Consider the following 17,037-nt stretch of genomic DNA (forward strand, 5'->3'; position numbering starts at 1 on the left):
GGCCGGTGAGGCGGGCTAGGCTCAGTTGTCCAGCCCGCGGCGCTTCAGCAGCGGCTCGATCTCGGCGTCCCGGCCGCGGAAGTCGCGGTACGCCTCCAGCGGATCCTTCGACCCGCCGACGCCCAGCAGGCGGTTGCGGAAGCGGTCGCCGTTCTCGCGCAGCAGGCCGCCGTTCTCGCGGAACCACTCCACCGTGTCGGCATCCAGCACCTCGCTCCAGATGTAGGAGTAGTAGCCGGCGTCGTACCCGCCCGAGAACGTGTGCGCGAAGTAGGTGCTCGCGTAGCGGGGAGGGACGGCCGGGTTGTCGAGCCCGACGGCGGCCAGGGCGTCCGCCTCGAACGAGGCGACGTCGGTCACCTCGTCGTCGGCGGTGATCCGGTGCCACGCCTGGTCGAGCAGCGCGGCCGCGAGGTACTCGCTGGTGGCGAAGCCCTCGTTGAAGCCCTCCGCGGCGTGCAGCCGGTCGACGAGCTCCTGCGGCATCCGCTCGCCGGTGACGTGGTGCACCGCGTAGTTCTCGAGGATCTCGGGCCACAGCATCCACATCTCGTTCACCTGGCTGGGGAACTCGACGAAGTCGCGGAACACGTTGGTGCCCGCGAACTTCGGGTAGGTGACGCGGGCGAACAAGCCGTGCAGCGCGTGGCCGAACTCGTGGAAGAGGGTGTGCGTCTCGTCATAGGTGAGCAGGGTCGGCTCGCCTGCCGCAGGCTTCGGCACGTTGAGGTTGTTCACGACGACCGTGGGGGTTCCGAGCAGGTCGGACTGCGCGATCAGCGGGTTCATCCACGCGCCGCCGCGCTTGGAGTCGCGCGTGTACAGGTCGAGGATGTAGAGCCCGAGACCGCTGCCGTCCTCGTTGCGCACCTCGAAGACGCGCGCGTCGGGGTGGTAGGCCACCAGGTCCGGACGCTCGGTGAAGCTGATGCCGTAGAGACGGTTCGCGGCAGAGAAGACACCGTCGTGCAGCACTCGCTCGGCCTCGAAGTACGGCCGCATCGCTGCGAAGTCGACGTCGAACTTCTCGGCGCGCACCTTGCCGGTCAGGTGCGCCCAGTCCCAGGCTTCGACGGTCTCGCCGTCGGGCAGCTGGCGCTGCAGGTCCGCCTGCTCCGCGCGCGCGTTGCGGGCCGCTGCCGGTGCGAGACGCCCCAGCATGTCGGCGACGGCCTCCGGGGTGCGGGCGGTCTCGTCGGCGGTGACATAGGCGGCGTGCGTGTCGAAGCCCAGCAGCCGGGCGCGCTCGGCGCGCAGCCGGGTGATCTGGAGCACGAGGTCGCGGTTGTCGTTGTCGCCCCCGCGGATGCCGCGCGAGCGCGAGGCCGCCATGATCCGCTCCCGGGACGGGCGGTTCGTCAGGTCGGCGAGCCACGGGTGTCCCGTCGGCAGCACGAGGGTGACCACGAACTTGCCCTCGAGTCCGCGCTCCGCCGCGGCCTGCGCGGCGGCGGAGAGCTCGCTCTCACCGAGACCGGCCAGTTCTTCGGCGGTGTCGAACACCACGGCGAGGTCGTTCGTGTCGGCGAGGAGGTTCTTCTCGAAACGGGTCGTGAGGGTCGAGAGCTGCTGGTTGTACGCCCGGAGCCGCTCCTTGCCGGCCTCGTCGAGCCCGGCGCCGGCCAGGGTGAACTCGGCGTAGTAGCGCTCGACCAGGTACCGCGACTCCGCATCCAGGCCCAGCTCGTCCAGCCGCGCGTGCAGGTCGGCGATGCGCTCGTACAGCCGCTGGTTCAGCCGGATGGCGTCGCTGTGCGCGGCGAGCTGGGGCGCGATCTCCTCTTCAAGGGCGTTGGTGAAGTCGGTGCTGTCGGACGAGCTCTTGTTGAAGAAGACCTCGGCGACGCGCTGCAGCACCTGGCCCGACCGTTCCAGCGGCACCATGGTGTTCTCGAAGGTGGGGGAGTCGTCGGTCGCGACGATCGCATCCACTTCGGCCAGCTGCTCCGCGAAACCGCGCTCGAACGCGGGACGGTAGTGCTCGTCGCGGATCTCGGCGAAGGGCGGGAGCCCGTACGGCAGGGTGCTGGGTGCGAAGAAGGGGTTCGACGTGTCGGCCATGCTCCCAGCCTAGACAGCCGCCACCGGATGACGCAAAGGATTCGTTGCAAACGAATGAATGCAAAGGGAAGCTTGCAAAGAAACCTTTGCGGTTCTACGATGGAGCCATGACGAACGAAGAGCTGCCGGCACAGCCCGCGGCGAGCGCGGCACCCGCGGCCGGCGGCGTGGCCGGCGGCCGGTGGCCCCATGAGGATGCGCTGGGCATGGCCGCGCTGCGGGCCCTCGCGCACCCGCTGCGGGTCGAGCTCATGAACGAGCTGTCCGACTTCGGGCCGGCGACCGCGAGCATGCTGGCGGAACGCCTGGGGGAGTCGAGCGGTGCGACGAGCTACCACCTCCGCCAGCTGGCCAAGCACGACATCATCGTCGAGGACACGGAGCGCGGCTCCGGACGTGAGCGCTGGTGGCGCATGGCCCCGGGCGGCGTGACCATCGGCTCCGCGGAGACGCTGGACACCCCCGCCGGGCGAGAAGCCAACGAGCTGATCTCGCTCGGCTGGCAGCAGAACAACGAGCGCCGTCTCTCCACCTACTTGCGGCGCGGTCTGGACACGTTCGGGTTCGAGTGGATGGAGTCGAGCACGCTCTCGACGTCCCACCTGGAGCTCACCCGCGAGCAGCTCGCGGAGCTCGGCCGGGAGTACTACGCGCTGCAGGACCGGCTGAAGCAGAAGTGGAAGGCGCAGCAGGCGGAGGCCGAGGCGGCCGCCGCCGAGGGAGGGGCGGCCCCGGCGGAGCGCAAGCGCGTCCAGGTGCAGTTCAACGCCTTCCCGCTCGTGGAGCAGGAGGAGCGCTGATGGGCGGCACGGCGGCCACTTCTCTCGGGCGCGGTTTCGCCCGCCTGTGGACCGCGGCCATCGCGAGCAACCTCGCCGACGGTCTCGGGCGCACCGCCGTGCCGCTCATCGCGACGACGCTCACCCGGGACCCGGCGCTCATCGCCGGCGTCAGCGCGGTGACGTTCCTGCCCTGGCTGCTCTTCGGCATCCCTGCCGGGATGCTGCTCGACCGGGTCGACCGCAGGATCGCGATGGCCGTCGCGAACTCGCTCCGCTTCGCGGTCGCCGCTCTGCTCGCGGTGCTGATCACCACGGATGCGCTCACCATCTGGCTGCTCTACGCCTGTGTTCTGGCGTTCGGCCTGGGGGAGACCGTCTTCGACAACGCGACGACCACCGTGGTGCCCGCCCTGGTGTCCCGTCACCAGCTGGACCGCGCGAACGGGCGGATGCAGTCGGCCGAGATCACCATCCAGAACTTCATCGCGACGCCCGTCGCCGGGTTCCTGTTCGCCGTGGCCGTCGTGCTGCCGATCTGGCTGACCGGTGCGGGGTTCCTCGTCGCGGGTCTCCTGGCCCTGACGATCCCGGCGGCCGCCGCCCATGCCGCGCCCCGCGCGGGCGGCGCCGCGGAGGACGCCGTCGAACGGCCGCCGCTGTCCGCTGTCATCCGCTTCCTGTGGGAGTACCGCTTCCTGCGCTGGATGATCGTGCTCACGTCGATCACCGCGTCCGCCCTCGCGTTCGCGCAGGGGAGCGTCGTGCTCCTCCTGCTGCAGACCTTCGACGTCCCGGCCGCGCTGATCGGCGTGGTCACCGCGGCCATCGGGGTGGGCGCGCTCGTCGGCGCGCTCGTCTCCAGCCGCTTCGTCGTCCGCTTCGGTCGCGGCCGGGTGATGTTCTGGGCCATCCTCATCAGCGGGGTCGGCATCCTGGGCGTCGGCCTCACCGCGAACGTCGGCATCGCGATCGCCGCCTACGCGATCGGCGCCTTCGGCGTGGCCGTGTGGAACGTGCCATGGGGCGCGCTCCGCCAGGCCGTCATCCCCGGCGACATGCTCGGCCGTGCGCTCGGCATCGTGCGCACCATCGGGTGGGGGCTCACCCCGATCGCCACCGTCCTGGGCGGCTTCGTCGCCCGCATCGACCTCCGGCTGCCGTTCGTCATCGGCGGCGGGCTGGTGGTCGTCCTGACGCTCATCGCGTCCCGTCTCATCCTGTCGGCGTCCGCTCAGGCGCCCGCCGTCGCCGAACCCGTTCCGGAAGGGCAACCGTCATGACCGCCGTCCTCGTCCCCGTGCACCGTCCGCTCACCCACCGCGTCGCCGTCCGCCTCGGCCGGGCGCTGACCGCCTGGGGCGACCGCCCGCTCGCCCGCGACCTGGGTCACGCCGAGCGCGTCGCCAGGGTCGAGGGCACGCGCGACACCGCCGCACGGATGCTGCCCCAGCTCCCGCGGTGACCGTGTCGCCGCGAGGGTGCTACGCCTCGTCCTCGTCGTAGTCCGACGTGTCGACCTCGACCTGCTGCGTGATCGTGGCCGAGTCCTCCTGCGGGTTGTAGCGGATCTCGGTGCCGTCATCGAGCGTGACGACCGGCTTCCCCTCCAGCCAGGTGAGCGTCCAGCTCCAGCCGGTGGTCGCAACGTCGGTGGCGACGAGCTCCTCCTCGACGGTCTGCACCGCATAGGCGACGACCTCGGGCAGGGAGGCGGGCGCTGCCTCGCCGACGGCCCAGCGCGTGCCGAGCTGCATCAGGCGCGTCCCGCCTCGGTCGTGGCCGTCGCCGTAGCCGTGGCCTTGGCGAGGTCGATCTCGTAGGTCACCCAGGAGGTGCGTTCCGCGACCGAGTCGTAGAGCTGCTGGGCGGTCTGGTTGTCGTGGGCGGTGATCCACTGCACGACCCCGAGCCCGCGCTCCTCGGCGATCGAGCGCGCCTTCTGCAGCAGTGCGCCGCCGACGCCCTTCGTGCGCTCCTCCTCGACGACGAACAGATCGTCGATGAAGAGGCCGCGGTCGCCCTCGAGCGGGCGGGCGAACTCGCGCACGTGGGCGAGGCCCACGATGCGGTCGCCGTCGACGGCGACGTAGCCGCTCTCCTCGTGCTCGGGAGCCGTCAGCCACGACCACAGGACGAGCGCCTTCTGGTCGGTCAGCTGGGTGTCGTAGAACTCCGCGTACTTGGCGTACACGTCGAGCCAGGCGAAGAAATCGCCGTCCTTGACCGGTCGAACCTCGATCGACATGGATTCCTCCGTTCGCGTTTCGCGCCCGGCTGTGAGTCCGGTGCGTGTTCCGACCATATAACGCTCCCGTTCAGGGGACGAGATCGTAGGTGACCCACGTGGTCTTCTCGGCGAACCTGTCGTAGAGGCGCCGCGCGGTCTCGTTGTCCTTCGCCGTGATCCACCGGACGACCGACAGGCCGCGCTCCTTTGCGCTGTCGCGCAGGGCCTCCAGCAGGGCGGAGCCGGCTCCGGCGCCACGCGCGTCGGGGCTCACGAACAGGTCGTCGAGGTACAGGCCCTTGCTGCCGTCGAGGGGACGGACGAACTCGCGCACGTGCGCCAGCCCGATCGGGGCGTCCTCCTCGTCGACGGCGAAATACGCCTTCGAGCTCGTTCTCCGGGTCGGAGATCCAGCTCCAGACCAGCAGAGCCTTCTCGTCGGTGACCGGCCTCTCGTAGAACTCGCCGTAGCCGACGTAGAGGTCGAGCCAGGTGAAGAACTCGTTGTCCTGGACGCCTCGGACGGTGATGGTCATCGTTCCTCCTCGGTCGGGGCCGCGGCGAGCAGGATATCGGTCACCTGCAGCTCGTCGGCGGAGGCGAACCGCAGGTCGGCGATTCTGCCCACCGAGCGGAGGTCGCCCGCGGCCGACTCGACGGCGGCGATCTCCGCGGCCGGACCGGCGATGACGGCCGAGTCGACGGGGGTGCGCTGTGACGCTTTGGCGGCGGTCTTCGCGCCGCGGATGCCGGTCAGCGCGCGACCGACGATCGCGAGGACGTCGCCGTCGGCGCTCCAGTCCAGGGCGACCTCGGTCGCCGCCGGCCACGGCGCCACGTGCACCGAGCCCTCCTCGGACCAGCTCCAGGCCTCCTCGGCCGCGAACGGCAGCACCGGCGCGAACAGGCGGAGGAACGTGGAGAGCGCGACACGGAGCGCCACGACCGCCGAGGCCTGCTCCTCGCCGGCCTCGCCGTAGGCACGCTCCTTCACGAGCTCCAGGTAGTCGTCGCAGAACGTCCAGAAGAACGGCTCGACGATCTCCAGCGCCCGGGAGTGCTCGTAGTTCTCCAGAGCCGTGGTCGCGTCGGCCACGACACCGGCGAGGTTCTGCAGCATGCTGCGGTCGAGCGGGCTGGTGACCCGGTCGAGGTCGAGCGAGGCGGGGGCGTCGAAGCCGAGGATGAACTTCGCTGCGTTGAGCAGCTTGATCGCCAGACGGCGGCCGATCTTGATCTGCGTCGGGTTCTGCGGGTCGAACGCCGCGTCCGTGCCGAGCTTGCTCGACGCGGCCCAGTAGCGCACCGCGTCCGATCCGTGGCGTTCCAGGATGTCGGCGGGCGTCACCACGTTGCCCTTCGACTTCGACATCTTCTTGCGGTCGGGGTCGACGATGAAGCCGGAGAGGGCTGCGTTGCGCCAGGGGGCCGCATCCGCCTCGAGCTTCGCCCGCAGGAGGGTCGAGAACAGCCAGGTGCGGATGATGTCCTGACCCTGCGGGCGCAGGTCGTACGGGAAGACGGCGTCGAACAATTCGTCGTCACGCATCCACCCGCCGGCCAGCTGCGGGGTGAGGGAGGACGTCATCCACGTGTCCATCACGTCGTGCTCGCCGACGAAGCCGCCGGCCTGACCGCGCTGCACCTCCTCGAACCCGGGCGCGGTGTCGGACGACGGGTCGACCGGCAGCATCTCCTCCGTCGGGAGGATCGGCTCGTCGAACAGCGGGTTGCCGACCGCGTCGAGCGGGTACCAGACCGGGATCGGCACGCCGAAGAAGCGCTGGCGCGAGATGAGCCAGTCGCCGGTGAGCCCGTTCACCCAGTTCTCGTAGCGGATGCGCATGAAGTCGGGGTGCCAGTCGATCTCGCGGCCGAGCTCGATGAGCCGCGCGCGCAGGTCCTCGTCGCGGGCGCCGTTCTTCACGTACCACTGGCGGGTGGAGACGATCTCGAGCGGCTTGTCGCCCTTCTCGAAGAACTTCACCGGGTGCTGGATGGGCTTGGGCTCGCCGTCGAGGTCGCCGGACGCGCGCAGCAGCTCCACCACCGCCTGCTTCGCCGAGAACACGGTCTTGCCAGCCAGCTGGGCGTACGCCTCCCGGCCGGTCTCCGAACTGATCACCGCGGGCGGCTCGGGCAGGATGCGGCCGTCGAAGCCGATGATCGCGCGGTTCGGGAGGTCGAGCTCGCGCCACCAGGTGACGTCGGTGATGTCGCCGAAGGTGCAGATCATGGCGATGCCCGATCCCTTGTCCGGCTGTGCCAGGTGGTGCGCCACCACGGGGACCTCGACGTCGAAGAGCGGCGTGCGGACCGTCGTGCCGAACAGCGGCTGGTACCGCTCGTCGTCGGGATGCGCGACCAGCGCCACGCAGGCGGGCAGCAGCTCCGGACGGGTGGTCTCGATGTACACGGGCCCGTCGGCGGTGTGGAAGGCGACGCGGTGATACGCGCTCGGCTGCTCGCGGTCCTCCAGCTCGGCCTGGGCGACGGCGGTGCGGAAGGTGATGTCCCACAGCGTCGGCGCCTGCGCCTGGTACGCCTCGCCGCGCGCGATGTTGCGCAGGAACGCCAGCTGGGAGGTGCGGATCGAGTCGCGTCCGATGGTCCGGTACGTCTGCGACCAGTCCACCGAGAGGCCGAGCGTGCGCCAGAGCGCCTCGAACTGCTTCTTGTCCTCCTCGGTCAGCCGCTCGCACAGCTCGATGAAGTTGCGGCGCGAGATCGGCTTCTGGTCCGCCGCCTTGGTGCTCTTGTTGTCGCCGCCTTCGAACGGAGGTGTGAAGTCCGGGTCGTAGGGGAGCGACGGGTCGCAGCGAACGCCGTAGTAGTTCTGCACGCGGCGTTCGGTCGGCAGGCCGTTGTCGTCCCACCCCATCGGGTAGAACACCTTCTGTCCGCGCATGCGGTGGAAGCGGGCGATCACGTCGGTGTGCGTGTAGCTGAAGACGTGGCCGATGTGCAGAGACCCGGAGGCGGTCGGCGGCGGGGTGTCGATCGAGTACACGCTGTCACGGCCGGCGGCGAGAGCGCCCTCACGGTCGAACAGGAAGGTGCCGTCCTGCTGCCAGCGGTCACCCCACTTCGACTCGAGGCCCTCCAGTGCGGGCTTGTCCGGAACGCGAGCGGCGGGCGTGTTCTCGCTCATAGGGGTCCTCCGAGTCGATATGTGCGGCACCGTGTCCACGGGGTGCCTGAGTGTAGGGGTCCCCTCCAGCGTATCGAAACTCGGCTGCGGACGCGTCCGGGAACGCGTCCGCAGCCGCGTCCGCAGCCGACGTCAGACCTCGTCGATGATCGGCTTCCGGCGTGCGGCGAACACGGCGGCGACCAGGGTGATCAGCGACATGACGGCCAGCACGATGCCCGGATGCCACCAGGCGTTCCCGGTCGCCTGGCCGAAGATCAGCGTGAGCGCAGGGACGAACGAGGTGAGCAGCGCCGCGATGCTGTACGCGACGGAGAGGCCGCTGTACCGGACGTCGCTCGGGAACAGATCGGACATCAGCCCGCCGAGTCCCGCCCACGAGAGGGTGGGCAGGATGCCGCCGATGATCATGCTGCCGACGAGCACCGCGAAGGAGGCGGACTGCAGCAGGAAGTACATCGGGAACGCGACCAGCAGCGTCCCCACCGCACCGATCGCGACGACGCGCGCCGACCCGATCCGGTTGGCCCACAGCCCGAACAGCGGGATGGTGACGAGCTGCAGCAGGCCGCCGATGGTCGTCGCGACGAGCAGGTCCTGGTACTTGAAGCCCAGCACCGCGGTGCCGTAGTCGACCATGTAGGTGTTCATCAGCGAGTAGGAGCCGATGCCGAGGACGGCCGCGCCGATCCCGATGATGAAGCCGGTCGGCGCCTTGCGGAACACGTCGACGACGGGGAAGCGGTCGCGCTGCCCGGTCTCCAGCAGCTTCCGGAAGACGGGCGTCTCGTCGATGGACCACCGCAGGTACAGCGAGACGAGGAGCAGCGGGAACGCGGTCAGGAACGGGATGCGCCATCCCCACGCCGCGATGTCGGCCGACGACATGCTCAGGGTGAGCACGATGAAGACGACGGCGCTCAGGATGGAGCCCACCGGCGAGCCCAGCTGGGGGAGTGCCGCGTAGAAGCCGCGGCGCTTCGGGTTGGCGTACTCGGTCGCGAGAAGGATCGAGCCGCCCCACTCGCCGCCGACCGAGAAGCCCTGCACGAGACGGAGGAGGACGATCGCGATCGCGCCGAACCATCCGGCCGCCTGGTAGGTGGGCAGCACGCCGACGAGACCGGTGCTGAGCCCCATCAGCAGGATGGTGATGAGCAGCGTCGGGCGTCGCCCGATCCGGTCCCCGAGGTTGCCGAACACGACCGCGCCGATCGGGCGGATGACGAAGCCCGCGGCGATCGCCAGGAACCCGGCCAGCGCCCCGCCGAACGATCCGAGCGGCGCGAAGAAGAGGGGACCGACGAAGAACGCCGCGAAGTACGCGTAGAGGTAGAAGTCGTACGATTCGAGCGCCGTCCCGACGAACGACGCGATGGTGACGCGCCGGGCGGTGCCCGGGGTGATGCCCGGGCGATCGGTCTCGCTGCGGACGGGGGCTGTGGTGGTAGTCACGGGAGTCCTTCGAAGGTGAATAGTATGTGGACCGGGTCCAATAATGGCACGAGGGGGAACGCCGCATGCCGCAGCCGCATTCCCCGAGTACGTCCTCCGGGTCGGGTTCCCGCGCGTCCGGCAGCGGGCGGCCCCGCTCGTCCTCGCGGGCGATGCTCGCCGAGGCGGCGGCGGAGCTGTTCCTCGAGCAGACCTACGCGGGAACCACGGTCGACGACATCGCGCGGCGGGCCGGGGTGAGCCGGGCCACCTTCTTCAACTACGTGGGCTCGAAGAGCGACCTGCTCTGGCTCGAGGTCGACGAGGCGCTCGCCGCCTTCGACACCACCGTCGCCTCCGTGGCCGCCGACCTGGCGCCGATGGATGCGGTGCTCGACGCGGTCACCCGCCTCGCGGACGCGTTCGGCCCGGGCCGCCTCCCCCTCGCCGTCACGCAGGTCGACCTCATGGGCACGGATGCGGAACTGCAGGCCTCCGCCCTTCCCCGCTTCGTAGCACTGGTGCGCCGGCTGGAGGCGTTCGTCGCCGCACGCGCCGGCCTGCCCTCCGACGCCCTCCTCCCGCGCGCCGCCGCGACCGCGGTCGTCGGCGCCGCCGTCTCGGCCGCAGCCGCCTGGGCGCGCGCCGGCGTCCGCCGCGGCCCGCTCACCCCCCTCGTGCGCACCGCCGTCGCCCCGGTCTGCGCCGGCTACGCCCCCCTCCTCTGACCCCGTCTCCCCATCATCGAGTCCTCACTTAACGCACGCTCGCATGGCGTGTCGCGTGCATTAAGTGAGGACTCGATGGCGGAGGCGCGGGGAGCCGGTAGGATGGACGGCACAGACAGCGACCCGGGCATCGCCGGCGAGTCTTCGGAAGAACGGCGCGCAGCGCTCAGTAGAACCGAACGGGTACGGCCCGTCACAGCCGCGAGATGAGTGGCCCTCCCCGGCGACGGAGGCGGAGCGGGCAAGCGGGGTGGTACCGCGACGGGCGTGAGAGCGTCCGGCGTCCTCGTGCAGCACGTGAGAATCTGCCAGGAGAGAGATGCCGTACCCCAAGTCCGCGCCGGACTCGTCGCGCGACGACGACTCAGAGCGCCCCGACGCACAGCGCCCCGAAGCACGGCGCCCCCACGTTCAGCGCCAGGAAGTCGTGGCCAGCCCGGTCTTCCCCGAGATCGAGACCGACGTCCTCGCGTTCTGGGAGAAGGACGGGACCTTCCGCGCCTCCATCGACAACCGTGACGGCGCCGAGGAGTGGGTCTTCTACGACGGGCCGCCGTTCGCCAACGGCCTCCCGCATTACGGCCACCTGCTGACCGGCTACGCGAAGGACGTCTTCCCGCGCTTCCAGACCATGCGCGGCAAGAAGGTGGAGCGCCGCTTCGGGTGGGACACCCACGGCCTTCCCGCCGAGCTGGAGGCCGAGCGGCAGCTCGGCATCACCGACAAGAGCCAGATCGAGGAGATGGGTCTCGCCGCCTTCAACCAGGCGGCGAAGGACTCGGTGCTCCGCTACACCCGCGAGTGGCGCGAGTACGTCACCCGCCAGGCGCGCTGGGTCGACTTCGACAACGACTACAAGACGCTCGACACCAGCTATATGGAGTCGGTGATCTGGGCCTTCAAGCAGCTGCACGAGAAGGGCCTCGCCTACGAGGGCTACCGCGTGCTTCCCTACTGCTGGCGCGACCAGACCCCGCTGTCCAACCACGAGCTGCGGATGGACGACGACGTCTACAAGATGCGGCAGGACCAGACCGTCACGGTCACCTTCCCGCTGGTCGGCGAGAAGGCCGAGGTGCTCGGGCTCACCGGCACGCGCGCCCTCGCCTGGACGACGACCCCGTGGACCCTCCCGACGAACCTCGCCCTCGCAGTCGGACCCGACATCGAGTACGCGGTGCTGCCCGCAGGCCCGCACGGAGCCGCCGACTCGCACGGCGACCCCGACCAGCAGGTGCTGAGCGGCCGCTACCTGCTCGCCCGGGACCTCGTGGGCAACTACGCGAAGGACCTCGGCTACGACTCGCCCGCGGATGCGCTGGCGGCGGTCACCGGCACGCTGCGGGGCTCCGAGCTCGACGGCGTCGAGTACGACCGGCTCTGGGACTACTACGCCGACACCGAGAAGTGGGGCACGCAGAACGCGTGGCGCATCCTGGTCGACGACTATGTGACCGTCGAGGACGGCACCGGCATCGTCCATCAGGCGCCCGCCTACGGCGAGGACGACCAGCGCGTCACCGAGGCCGCGGGCATCCCCGTGATCATCTCGGTGGACGACGGCGGCCGCTTCCTGCCCGACGTGCCGGAGGTCGCCGGGGTGCAGGTGTTCGAGGCGAACAAGACTCTGACCCGCCTGCTCAAGGAGCAGGGCCGGCTGCTGCGCCAGGCGAGCTACGAGCACTCGTATCCGCACTGCTGGCGCTGCCGCAACCCGCTCATCTACAAGGCCGTCTCCAGCTGGTTCGTGCGTGTCACCGACTTCCGCGACCGGATGGGCGAGCTCAACCAGCAGATCACCTGGGTGCCCGAGAACGTCAAGGACGGCCAGTTCGGCAAGTGGCTGGCCGGCGCCCGCGACTGGTCGGTGTCGCGCAACCGGTACTTCGGCTCGCCGATCCCGGTGTGGAAGAGCGACGACCCGTCCTATCCGCGCGTGGATGTGTACGGCTCGCTGGAGGAGCTGGAGCGCGACTTCGGTCGTCTTCCGCTGAACGCGGCCGGCGAGCCCGACCTGCACCGCCCGTTCATCGACGAGCTCACCCGCCCGAACCCGGACGACCCGACCGGCCGCTCGACGATGCGCCGCATCCCGGACGTGCTCGACGTCTGGTTCGACTCCGGGTCGATGCCGTTCGCCCAGGTGCACTACCCGTTCGAGAACCGCGACTGGTTCGACACCCACAACCCGGCCGACTTCATCGTCGAGTACATCGGGCAGACCCGCGGCTGGTTCTATCTGCTGCACACGCTCGCGACGGCGCTGTTCGACCGTCCGGCGTTCAAGAACGTGATCAGCCACGGCATCGTGCTGGGCAGCGACGGGCAGAAAATGTCCAAGTCGCTCCGCAACTACCCGGACGTGAACGAGGTCTTCGACCGCGACGGGTCGGATGCGATGCGCTGGTTCCTGATGTCGAGCCCCGTGCTGCGCGGCGGCAACCTGGTGGTCACCGAGGAGGGCATCCGCGAGGGCGTCCGCCAGGTGCTGCTCCCGCTGTGGAACACCTGGTACTTCTTCTCGCTGTACGCCAACGCGGCGGGCTACGAGGCCAAGCGCTCGACCGCGTCCAGCGACGTGCTCGACCGGTACCTCCTGGCCAAGACCCGCGACCTGGTGGAGGCCGTGACGGCCGACCTGGAGGGACTCGACTCGACGCTCGCCGCCGCCAAGCTGCGCGACTTCGCCGACGTGCTCACCAACTGGTACGTGCGTCGCTCCCGCGACCGGTTCTGGGAGGGTGTGGGCGAGGACGGCACGGGTTCCGAAGCCTTCGACACGCTCTACACGGTGCTGGAGACCTTCACCCGGGTCGCCGCGCCGCTGCTGCCGCTCGTCGCCGAGCGCATCTGGAAGGACCTCACCGGCGGCCGCTCCGTGCACCTCACGGACTGGCCGGAGGCCGGCGAGTTCCCCGCCGACGACGCGCTGGTGGACGCGATGGACCGCATCCGCGCGATCAGCTCGACAGCCCTATCCCTGCGCAAGCAGGCGGGCCGCCGGGTGCGGCTGCCGCTGGCGTCGCTGACCGTGGTGGCGCAGAACGCGGGGGCGCTGCGTCCGTTCGAGGGCATCCTGCGCGACGAGCTCAACGTCAAGGCGGTCGAGCTGGTCGAGCTGCGCGACGAGAGTGCGGCGGAGTACGGCATCACGAGCCGCCTCACGGTCAACGCCCGCGCCGCCGGGCCGCGCCTCGGCAAGCAGGTGCAGCAGGTCATCCAGGCCGCCCGCGCCGGCGACTGGAGCGAGACGGACGGAGTGGTGACGGTCGGCGGCATCGAGCTGATCGAGGGCGAGTACGACCTGGTGCTCGAGACCGCATCGGGCGGCGACGACTCGTCGGCGCTCGCGCTGCTCACCGGCGGCGGCTTCGTGCTGCTCGACACCGCGACCACGCCGGAGCTGGAGGCCGAGGGTCTCGCGCGGGACATCATCCGGGCCGTGCAGGACACGCGCAAGGCGGCGGGGCTCGACGTGAGCGACCGCATCCGGCTCAGTCTGGCGTTCGACCACGAGGACGACGCCCGCGCGCTCGATCTCGCGGGCGATGTCGATATCGCGACCGAGACGCTCGCGCTGGCGATGGAGATCGCCGCGGCGGACGGCGCGTTCCAGAAGCGGTTCGAGGCGGGGCAGTTCGCCAACGCCGGCGCGTTCACCGTCGGCGTGACCAAGGTGGAGGTGGAGTCGTGACCGACGAGGAGGACTTCCGCGAGCGCGCGGACGAGGTCTACCAGGCACTCCTGGCGCGGGTCGGGGAGGGCGCCCCCGAGCGCCGGCTCGACGCGACACGGCGGGCCGTCGAGCTGCTCGGCGATCCGCAGCGGGCGTACCCGATCATCCACGTGACGGGCACCAACGGGAAGACCTCGACCAGCCGCATCGCCGAGAGCCTGCTGCGCGCCTACGGCTTGCGCACGGGCCTCCTGACGAGCCCGCACCTGGTCCGCTTCAACGAGCGCATCGTCATCGACGGGCAGCCGATCGACGACGAGTCGCTGGTGCGCAACTGGGAGGACATCAGCCCGTACCTGGAGATCGTGGATGCGGAGCTGACGGAGGCGGGCAAGCAGCCGCTGACGTTCTTCGAGGCGCTCACCGCGCTCGCCTATGCGGCCTTCGCGGACGCCCCGGTGGATGTGGCGGTGATCGAGGTCGGCATGGGCGGCGAGTGGGACTCGACCAACGTCGGCGATGGCCAGGTGGCCGTGTTCACGCCGATTGCGCTCGACCACACGAAGGCGCTGGGCGACACCATCGAAGAGATCGCGCGCACCAAGTCCGGCATCATCAAGCCGTCCGCCGATGTCGTCTCGTCGGCGCAGACCCCCGAGGCCGACCGCGTGCTGCGGGAGGCGTCGGAGCTCACCGAGTCGACCTTCGCCGAGCAGCCCGCCGACTTCGGCGTCGACAGCACGCGCGTGGCGGTCGGCGGCCAGCTGGTGACGGTGCGCGGACGCGCGGCGACCTATGAGGACGTCTTCCTTCCGCTGTACGGCGACCACCAGGCGCAGAACGCCGCCGTCGCGGTCGCCGCGGTCGAGACGTTCCTCGGCCGGGGCACGCAGCCGCTCAAGACGGACCTCGTCGAGGAGGGCTTCGCGACGGCCACCTCTCCCGGCCGCCTGCAGCTGATCGGCATCGAGCCGAGCATCCTGGTGGATGCCGCGCACAACCCCGCGGGCGCCGAGACGCTGGCCGACGCGCTCCGCAGCTACTTCGACTTCGACGAGATCACGTTCGTCATCGGCATCCTGGGCGACAAGGATGCGCGCGGCGTCATCCGCGCGCTCGCCCCGGTCGCCACGCAGTTCTTCGTGACGCAGCCCGACTCCGAGCGGGCGCGGGACGCGGAGGACTTCGGCGACCTGGTGCGCGAGGAGGTCGGCGACGAGGCGACGATCGTCTACTCGGATCCGATCGACGCGCTCGAGTCGGCCCGGGAGTGGGCCGGCGAGGAGCCGCGGCGCGCGGTCGTCGTCGCAGGGAGCATCGTGCTCGTCGGCCAGGCGATGGCCTACGCCGAGGAGCAGGAGTGGAAGCAGGCCGCGTCGTGACCGACGCGCCGCAGGGCCGGGTGCGGCGTCAGCGCTCCCTGCGCGAGCTGCTCGGCTCGATCGTGCTCGGTTTCGAGCTGGTCGTGGTGTTCCTCGGCGCGCTCGTGCTGTTCGGCCTGCACGCGCTGCCGGCCTGGCTGGCGCTCGGCGGGGGAACGGCGCTGATCGCGCTCATGATCGTCGCGATCGGGCTGCTGCGGTACACCGCAGGCGTCGTGCTCGGCTGGATCGTTCAGCTGATCGTGGTGGCCGCCGGCATCCTCGTGCCCGCCTTCTTCATCGTCGGCGCGATCTTCACCGCCATGTGGGCGTACTGCATGATCGCCGCCGCACGCATCGACCGCAACAATCGAGCGGCCGCATCCGCGGCCGACAACGGAACGGAGAATCCATGACCACCGCCGTCGAAGAGACCCTCGTCCTCATCAAGCCCGACGGGGTCGCCCGCAACCTGACCGGCGAGATCCTGCGCCGGATCGAGGCGAAGGGCTACTCGCTCGTCGACCTCCGGATGCTGCAGGCCGACCGCGACCTGCTCGCTCAGCACTACGCCGAGCACAAGGGCAAGCCTTTCTACGAGCCGCTGGTGGAGTTCATGGAGTCGGGACCGATCGTCGCCATCCGGCTGGCCGGGAACCGCGTCATCGAGGGCTTCCGCTCGCTCGCCGGCGCGACCGACCCGACGACCGCCCTCCCGGGCACCATCCGCGGCGACCTCGCCCGCGACTGGGGTCTCAAGGTGCAGCAGAACCTCGTGCACGGCTCCGATTCGCCCGAGTCCGCGCAGCGCGAGCTGGCCCTCTGGTTCGACTGACCCGCACCGCGCATCCCGCGCGCGCCACATTCGTGCCGAATGTCGCCTCCTGCCCGCTGAGAGGGGACATTCGGCACGAATGTCTGCCGAGCGGGTCGCGTCGCGTCAGACGAAGGCGCGGTGGATCCAGTCCAGCTGCAGCTGCGCCAGCACCGCGACGATCGCGTAGCAGACGATCGTGATCAGCGGCACCCAGCCGTACAGCGTGCGGAAGAACGCGCGAGCGCGCTCCGGCAGCGGGATGTTGCCCTCCTTGAGGTTGTAGAGGGTCACCGCCCAGAAGGTCGGGATGGTCACGACCCACGTCACCATGCACCAGGGGCACAGCACGTTCAGCACGGTGAGCGACTGGGTGATCAGGAAGATGACCAGCACCAGCGCCAGCACGACGCCCACGTTGAACGCGATCCAGTACCAGCGGGCGAAACGCGCCCGGGTCGCCAGGAGGCCGACGCCGACGGCGATCGTGGCGGTCCACCCGCCGATCCCCAGGAGCGGGTTCGGGAAGCCGAGCAGCGATCCCTGCCAGGAGTTCAGGTTCTTCGAGCAGCCGACCAGCACCGAGAAGTTGCAGGACAGCTGGGCGTCCGGGTTCTCGAGCAGGTGGAACTTGTCCACCGTCAGCATGAAGGCGGCCCAGAGGCCGATCAGTCCGGCGATGATCAGGAAGACGGCGAGAGCGGTCGGGCGGCGGTAGGCGACCTCGGCGGGACTGGCTGACACCCTCGGATTATGGCATGCCCCCTGCGTGTCGTCCTGGGAGGCGACCGCCGGGAGGCGCA

Annotated in this window: 14 protein-coding genes and 1 pseudogene; 8 read left to right on the forward strand and 7 right to left on the reverse strand. The window is 70.1% G+C overall.

What is annotated here, in order from left to right:
- Positions 1–21: 21 nt before the first annotated feature.
- Positions 22–2,061: a M3 family metallopeptidase gene (locus ACR9Y5_RS09060; protein ID WP_481297655.1), complete on the reverse strand. Its 2,040-nt coding sequence runs from the start codon at positions 2,059–2,061 to the stop codon at positions 22–24.
- Between the two features lie 107 nt (positions 2,062–2,168).
- Here ACR9Y5_RS09060 and ACR9Y5_RS09065 point away from each other — a divergent pair, with 107 nt between their 5' ends.
- From ACR9Y5_RS09065 to ACR9Y5_RS09075, 3 genes are read left to right on the forward strand one after another with little or no spacing between them, the layout of a single operon-like run.
- Positions 2,169–2,861: a helix-turn-helix domain-containing protein gene (locus ACR9Y5_RS09065; protein ID WP_481297656.1), complete on the forward strand. Its 693-nt coding sequence runs from the start codon at positions 2,169–2,171 to the stop codon at positions 2,859–2,861.
- The gene (locus tag ACR9Y5_RS09070; RefSeq protein ID WP_481297657.1) at positions 2,861–4,123 is read left to right on the forward strand and encodes an MFS transporter; all 1,263 of its coding nucleotides are present in this window, start codon (positions 2,861–2,863) and stop codon (positions 4,121–4,123) included. Before ACR9Y5_RS09065 ends, ACR9Y5_RS09070 begins: the two co-directional genes overlap by 1 nt.
- Complete coding sequence (locus ACR9Y5_RS09075) at positions 4,120–4,305, forward strand: hypothetical protein (protein ID WP_481297658.1); 186 nt, start codon at positions 4,120–4,122, stop codon at positions 4,303–4,305. The genes ACR9Y5_RS09070 and ACR9Y5_RS09075 overlap by 4 nt, the downstream gene beginning before the upstream one ends.
- Before the next feature lie 19 nt (positions 4,306–4,324).
- Here ACR9Y5_RS09075 and ACR9Y5_RS09080 read toward each other — a convergent pair whose 3' ends face one another.
- From ACR9Y5_RS09080 to ACR9Y5_RS09100, 5 genes and pseudogenes are all read right to left on the reverse strand, one after another.
- Positions 4,325–4,597 (reverse strand): hypothetical protein, encoded by a 273-nt coding sequence (locus tag ACR9Y5_RS09080; RefSeq protein ID WP_481297659.1) that lies wholly within the window; start codon positions 4,595–4,597, stop codon positions 4,325–4,327.
- Positions 4,597–5,088 carry an N-acetyltransferase family protein gene (locus ACR9Y5_RS09085; RefSeq protein ID WP_481297660.1) on the reverse strand — a complete coding sequence of 164 codons (492 nt, stop codon included), beginning with the start codon at positions 5,086–5,088 and terminating at the stop codon, positions 4,597–4,599. The genes ACR9Y5_RS09080 and ACR9Y5_RS09085 overlap by 1 nt, the downstream gene beginning before the upstream one ends.
- Before the next feature lie 70 nt (positions 5,089–5,158).
- A pseudogene (locus ACR9Y5_RS09090) lies at positions 5,159–5,443 on the reverse strand (GNAT family N-acetyltransferase); the annotation flags it as partial.
- A 159-nt stretch (positions 5,444–5,602) separates the two neighbouring features.
- Positions 5,603–8,221 carry a valine--tRNA ligase gene (gene valS / locus ACR9Y5_RS09095; RefSeq protein WP_481297661.1) on the reverse strand — a complete coding sequence of 873 codons (2,619 nt, stop codon included), beginning with the start codon at positions 8,219–8,221 and terminating at the stop codon, positions 5,603–5,605.
- 132 nt (positions 8,222–8,353) lie between these two features.
- Positions 8,354–9,676, reverse strand: a complete 1,323-nt coding sequence (locus ACR9Y5_RS09100; RefSeq protein WP_481297662.1) for an MFS transporter — start codon at positions 9,674–9,676, stop codon at positions 8,354–8,356.
- Between the two features lie 65 nt (positions 9,677–9,741).
- Here ACR9Y5_RS09100 and ACR9Y5_RS09105 point away from each other — a divergent pair, with 65 nt between their 5' ends.
- The 5 genes from ACR9Y5_RS09105 (at position 9,742) to ndk (ending at position 16,255) form a co-directional block, all read left to right on the forward strand.
- Positions 9,742–10,383 carry a TetR/AcrR family transcriptional regulator gene (locus ACR9Y5_RS09105; RefSeq protein WP_481297663.1) on the forward strand — a complete coding sequence of 214 codons (642 nt, stop codon included), beginning with the start codon at positions 9,742–9,744 and terminating at the stop codon, positions 10,381–10,383.
- 319 nt (positions 10,384–10,702) lie between these two features.
- Positions 10,703–14,077 (forward strand): isoleucine--tRNA ligase, encoded by a 3,375-nt coding sequence (gene ileS / locus ACR9Y5_RS09110; RefSeq protein ID WP_481297664.1) that lies wholly within the window; start codon positions 10,703–10,705, stop codon positions 14,075–14,077.
- The gene (locus ACR9Y5_RS09115; RefSeq protein WP_481297665.1) at positions 14,074–15,441 is read left to right on the forward strand and encodes a bifunctional folylpolyglutamate synthase/dihydrofolate synthase; all 1,368 of its coding nucleotides are present in this window, start codon (positions 14,074–14,076) and stop codon (positions 15,439–15,441) included. Before ileS ends, ACR9Y5_RS09115 begins: the two co-directional genes overlap by 4 nt.
- Complete coding sequence (locus ACR9Y5_RS09120) at positions 15,420–15,836, forward strand: DUF4233 domain-containing protein (protein WP_481297666.1); 417 nt, start codon at positions 15,420–15,422, stop codon at positions 15,834–15,836. The genes ACR9Y5_RS09115 and ACR9Y5_RS09120 overlap by 22 nt, the downstream gene beginning before the upstream one ends.
- A complete protein-coding gene (gene ndk / locus ACR9Y5_RS09125; RefSeq protein WP_481297667.1) occupies positions 15,833–16,255 on the forward strand; it encodes a nucleoside-diphosphate kinase in 423 nt (140 codons plus the stop codon). Before ACR9Y5_RS09120 ends, ndk begins: the two co-directional genes overlap by 4 nt.
- Positions 16,256–16,360: 105 nt before the next feature.
- Here the strand turns inward: ndk and ACR9Y5_RS09130 are convergent, their stop codons facing one another.
- Complete coding sequence (locus ACR9Y5_RS09130) at positions 16,361–16,978, reverse strand: vitamin K epoxide reductase family protein (protein WP_481297668.1); 618 nt, start codon at positions 16,976–16,978, stop codon at positions 16,361–16,363.
- Positions 16,979–17,037: the final 59 nt, after the last annotated feature.

The organism is Leifsonia sp. KNZ13-11D (genome assembly GCF_056754895.1).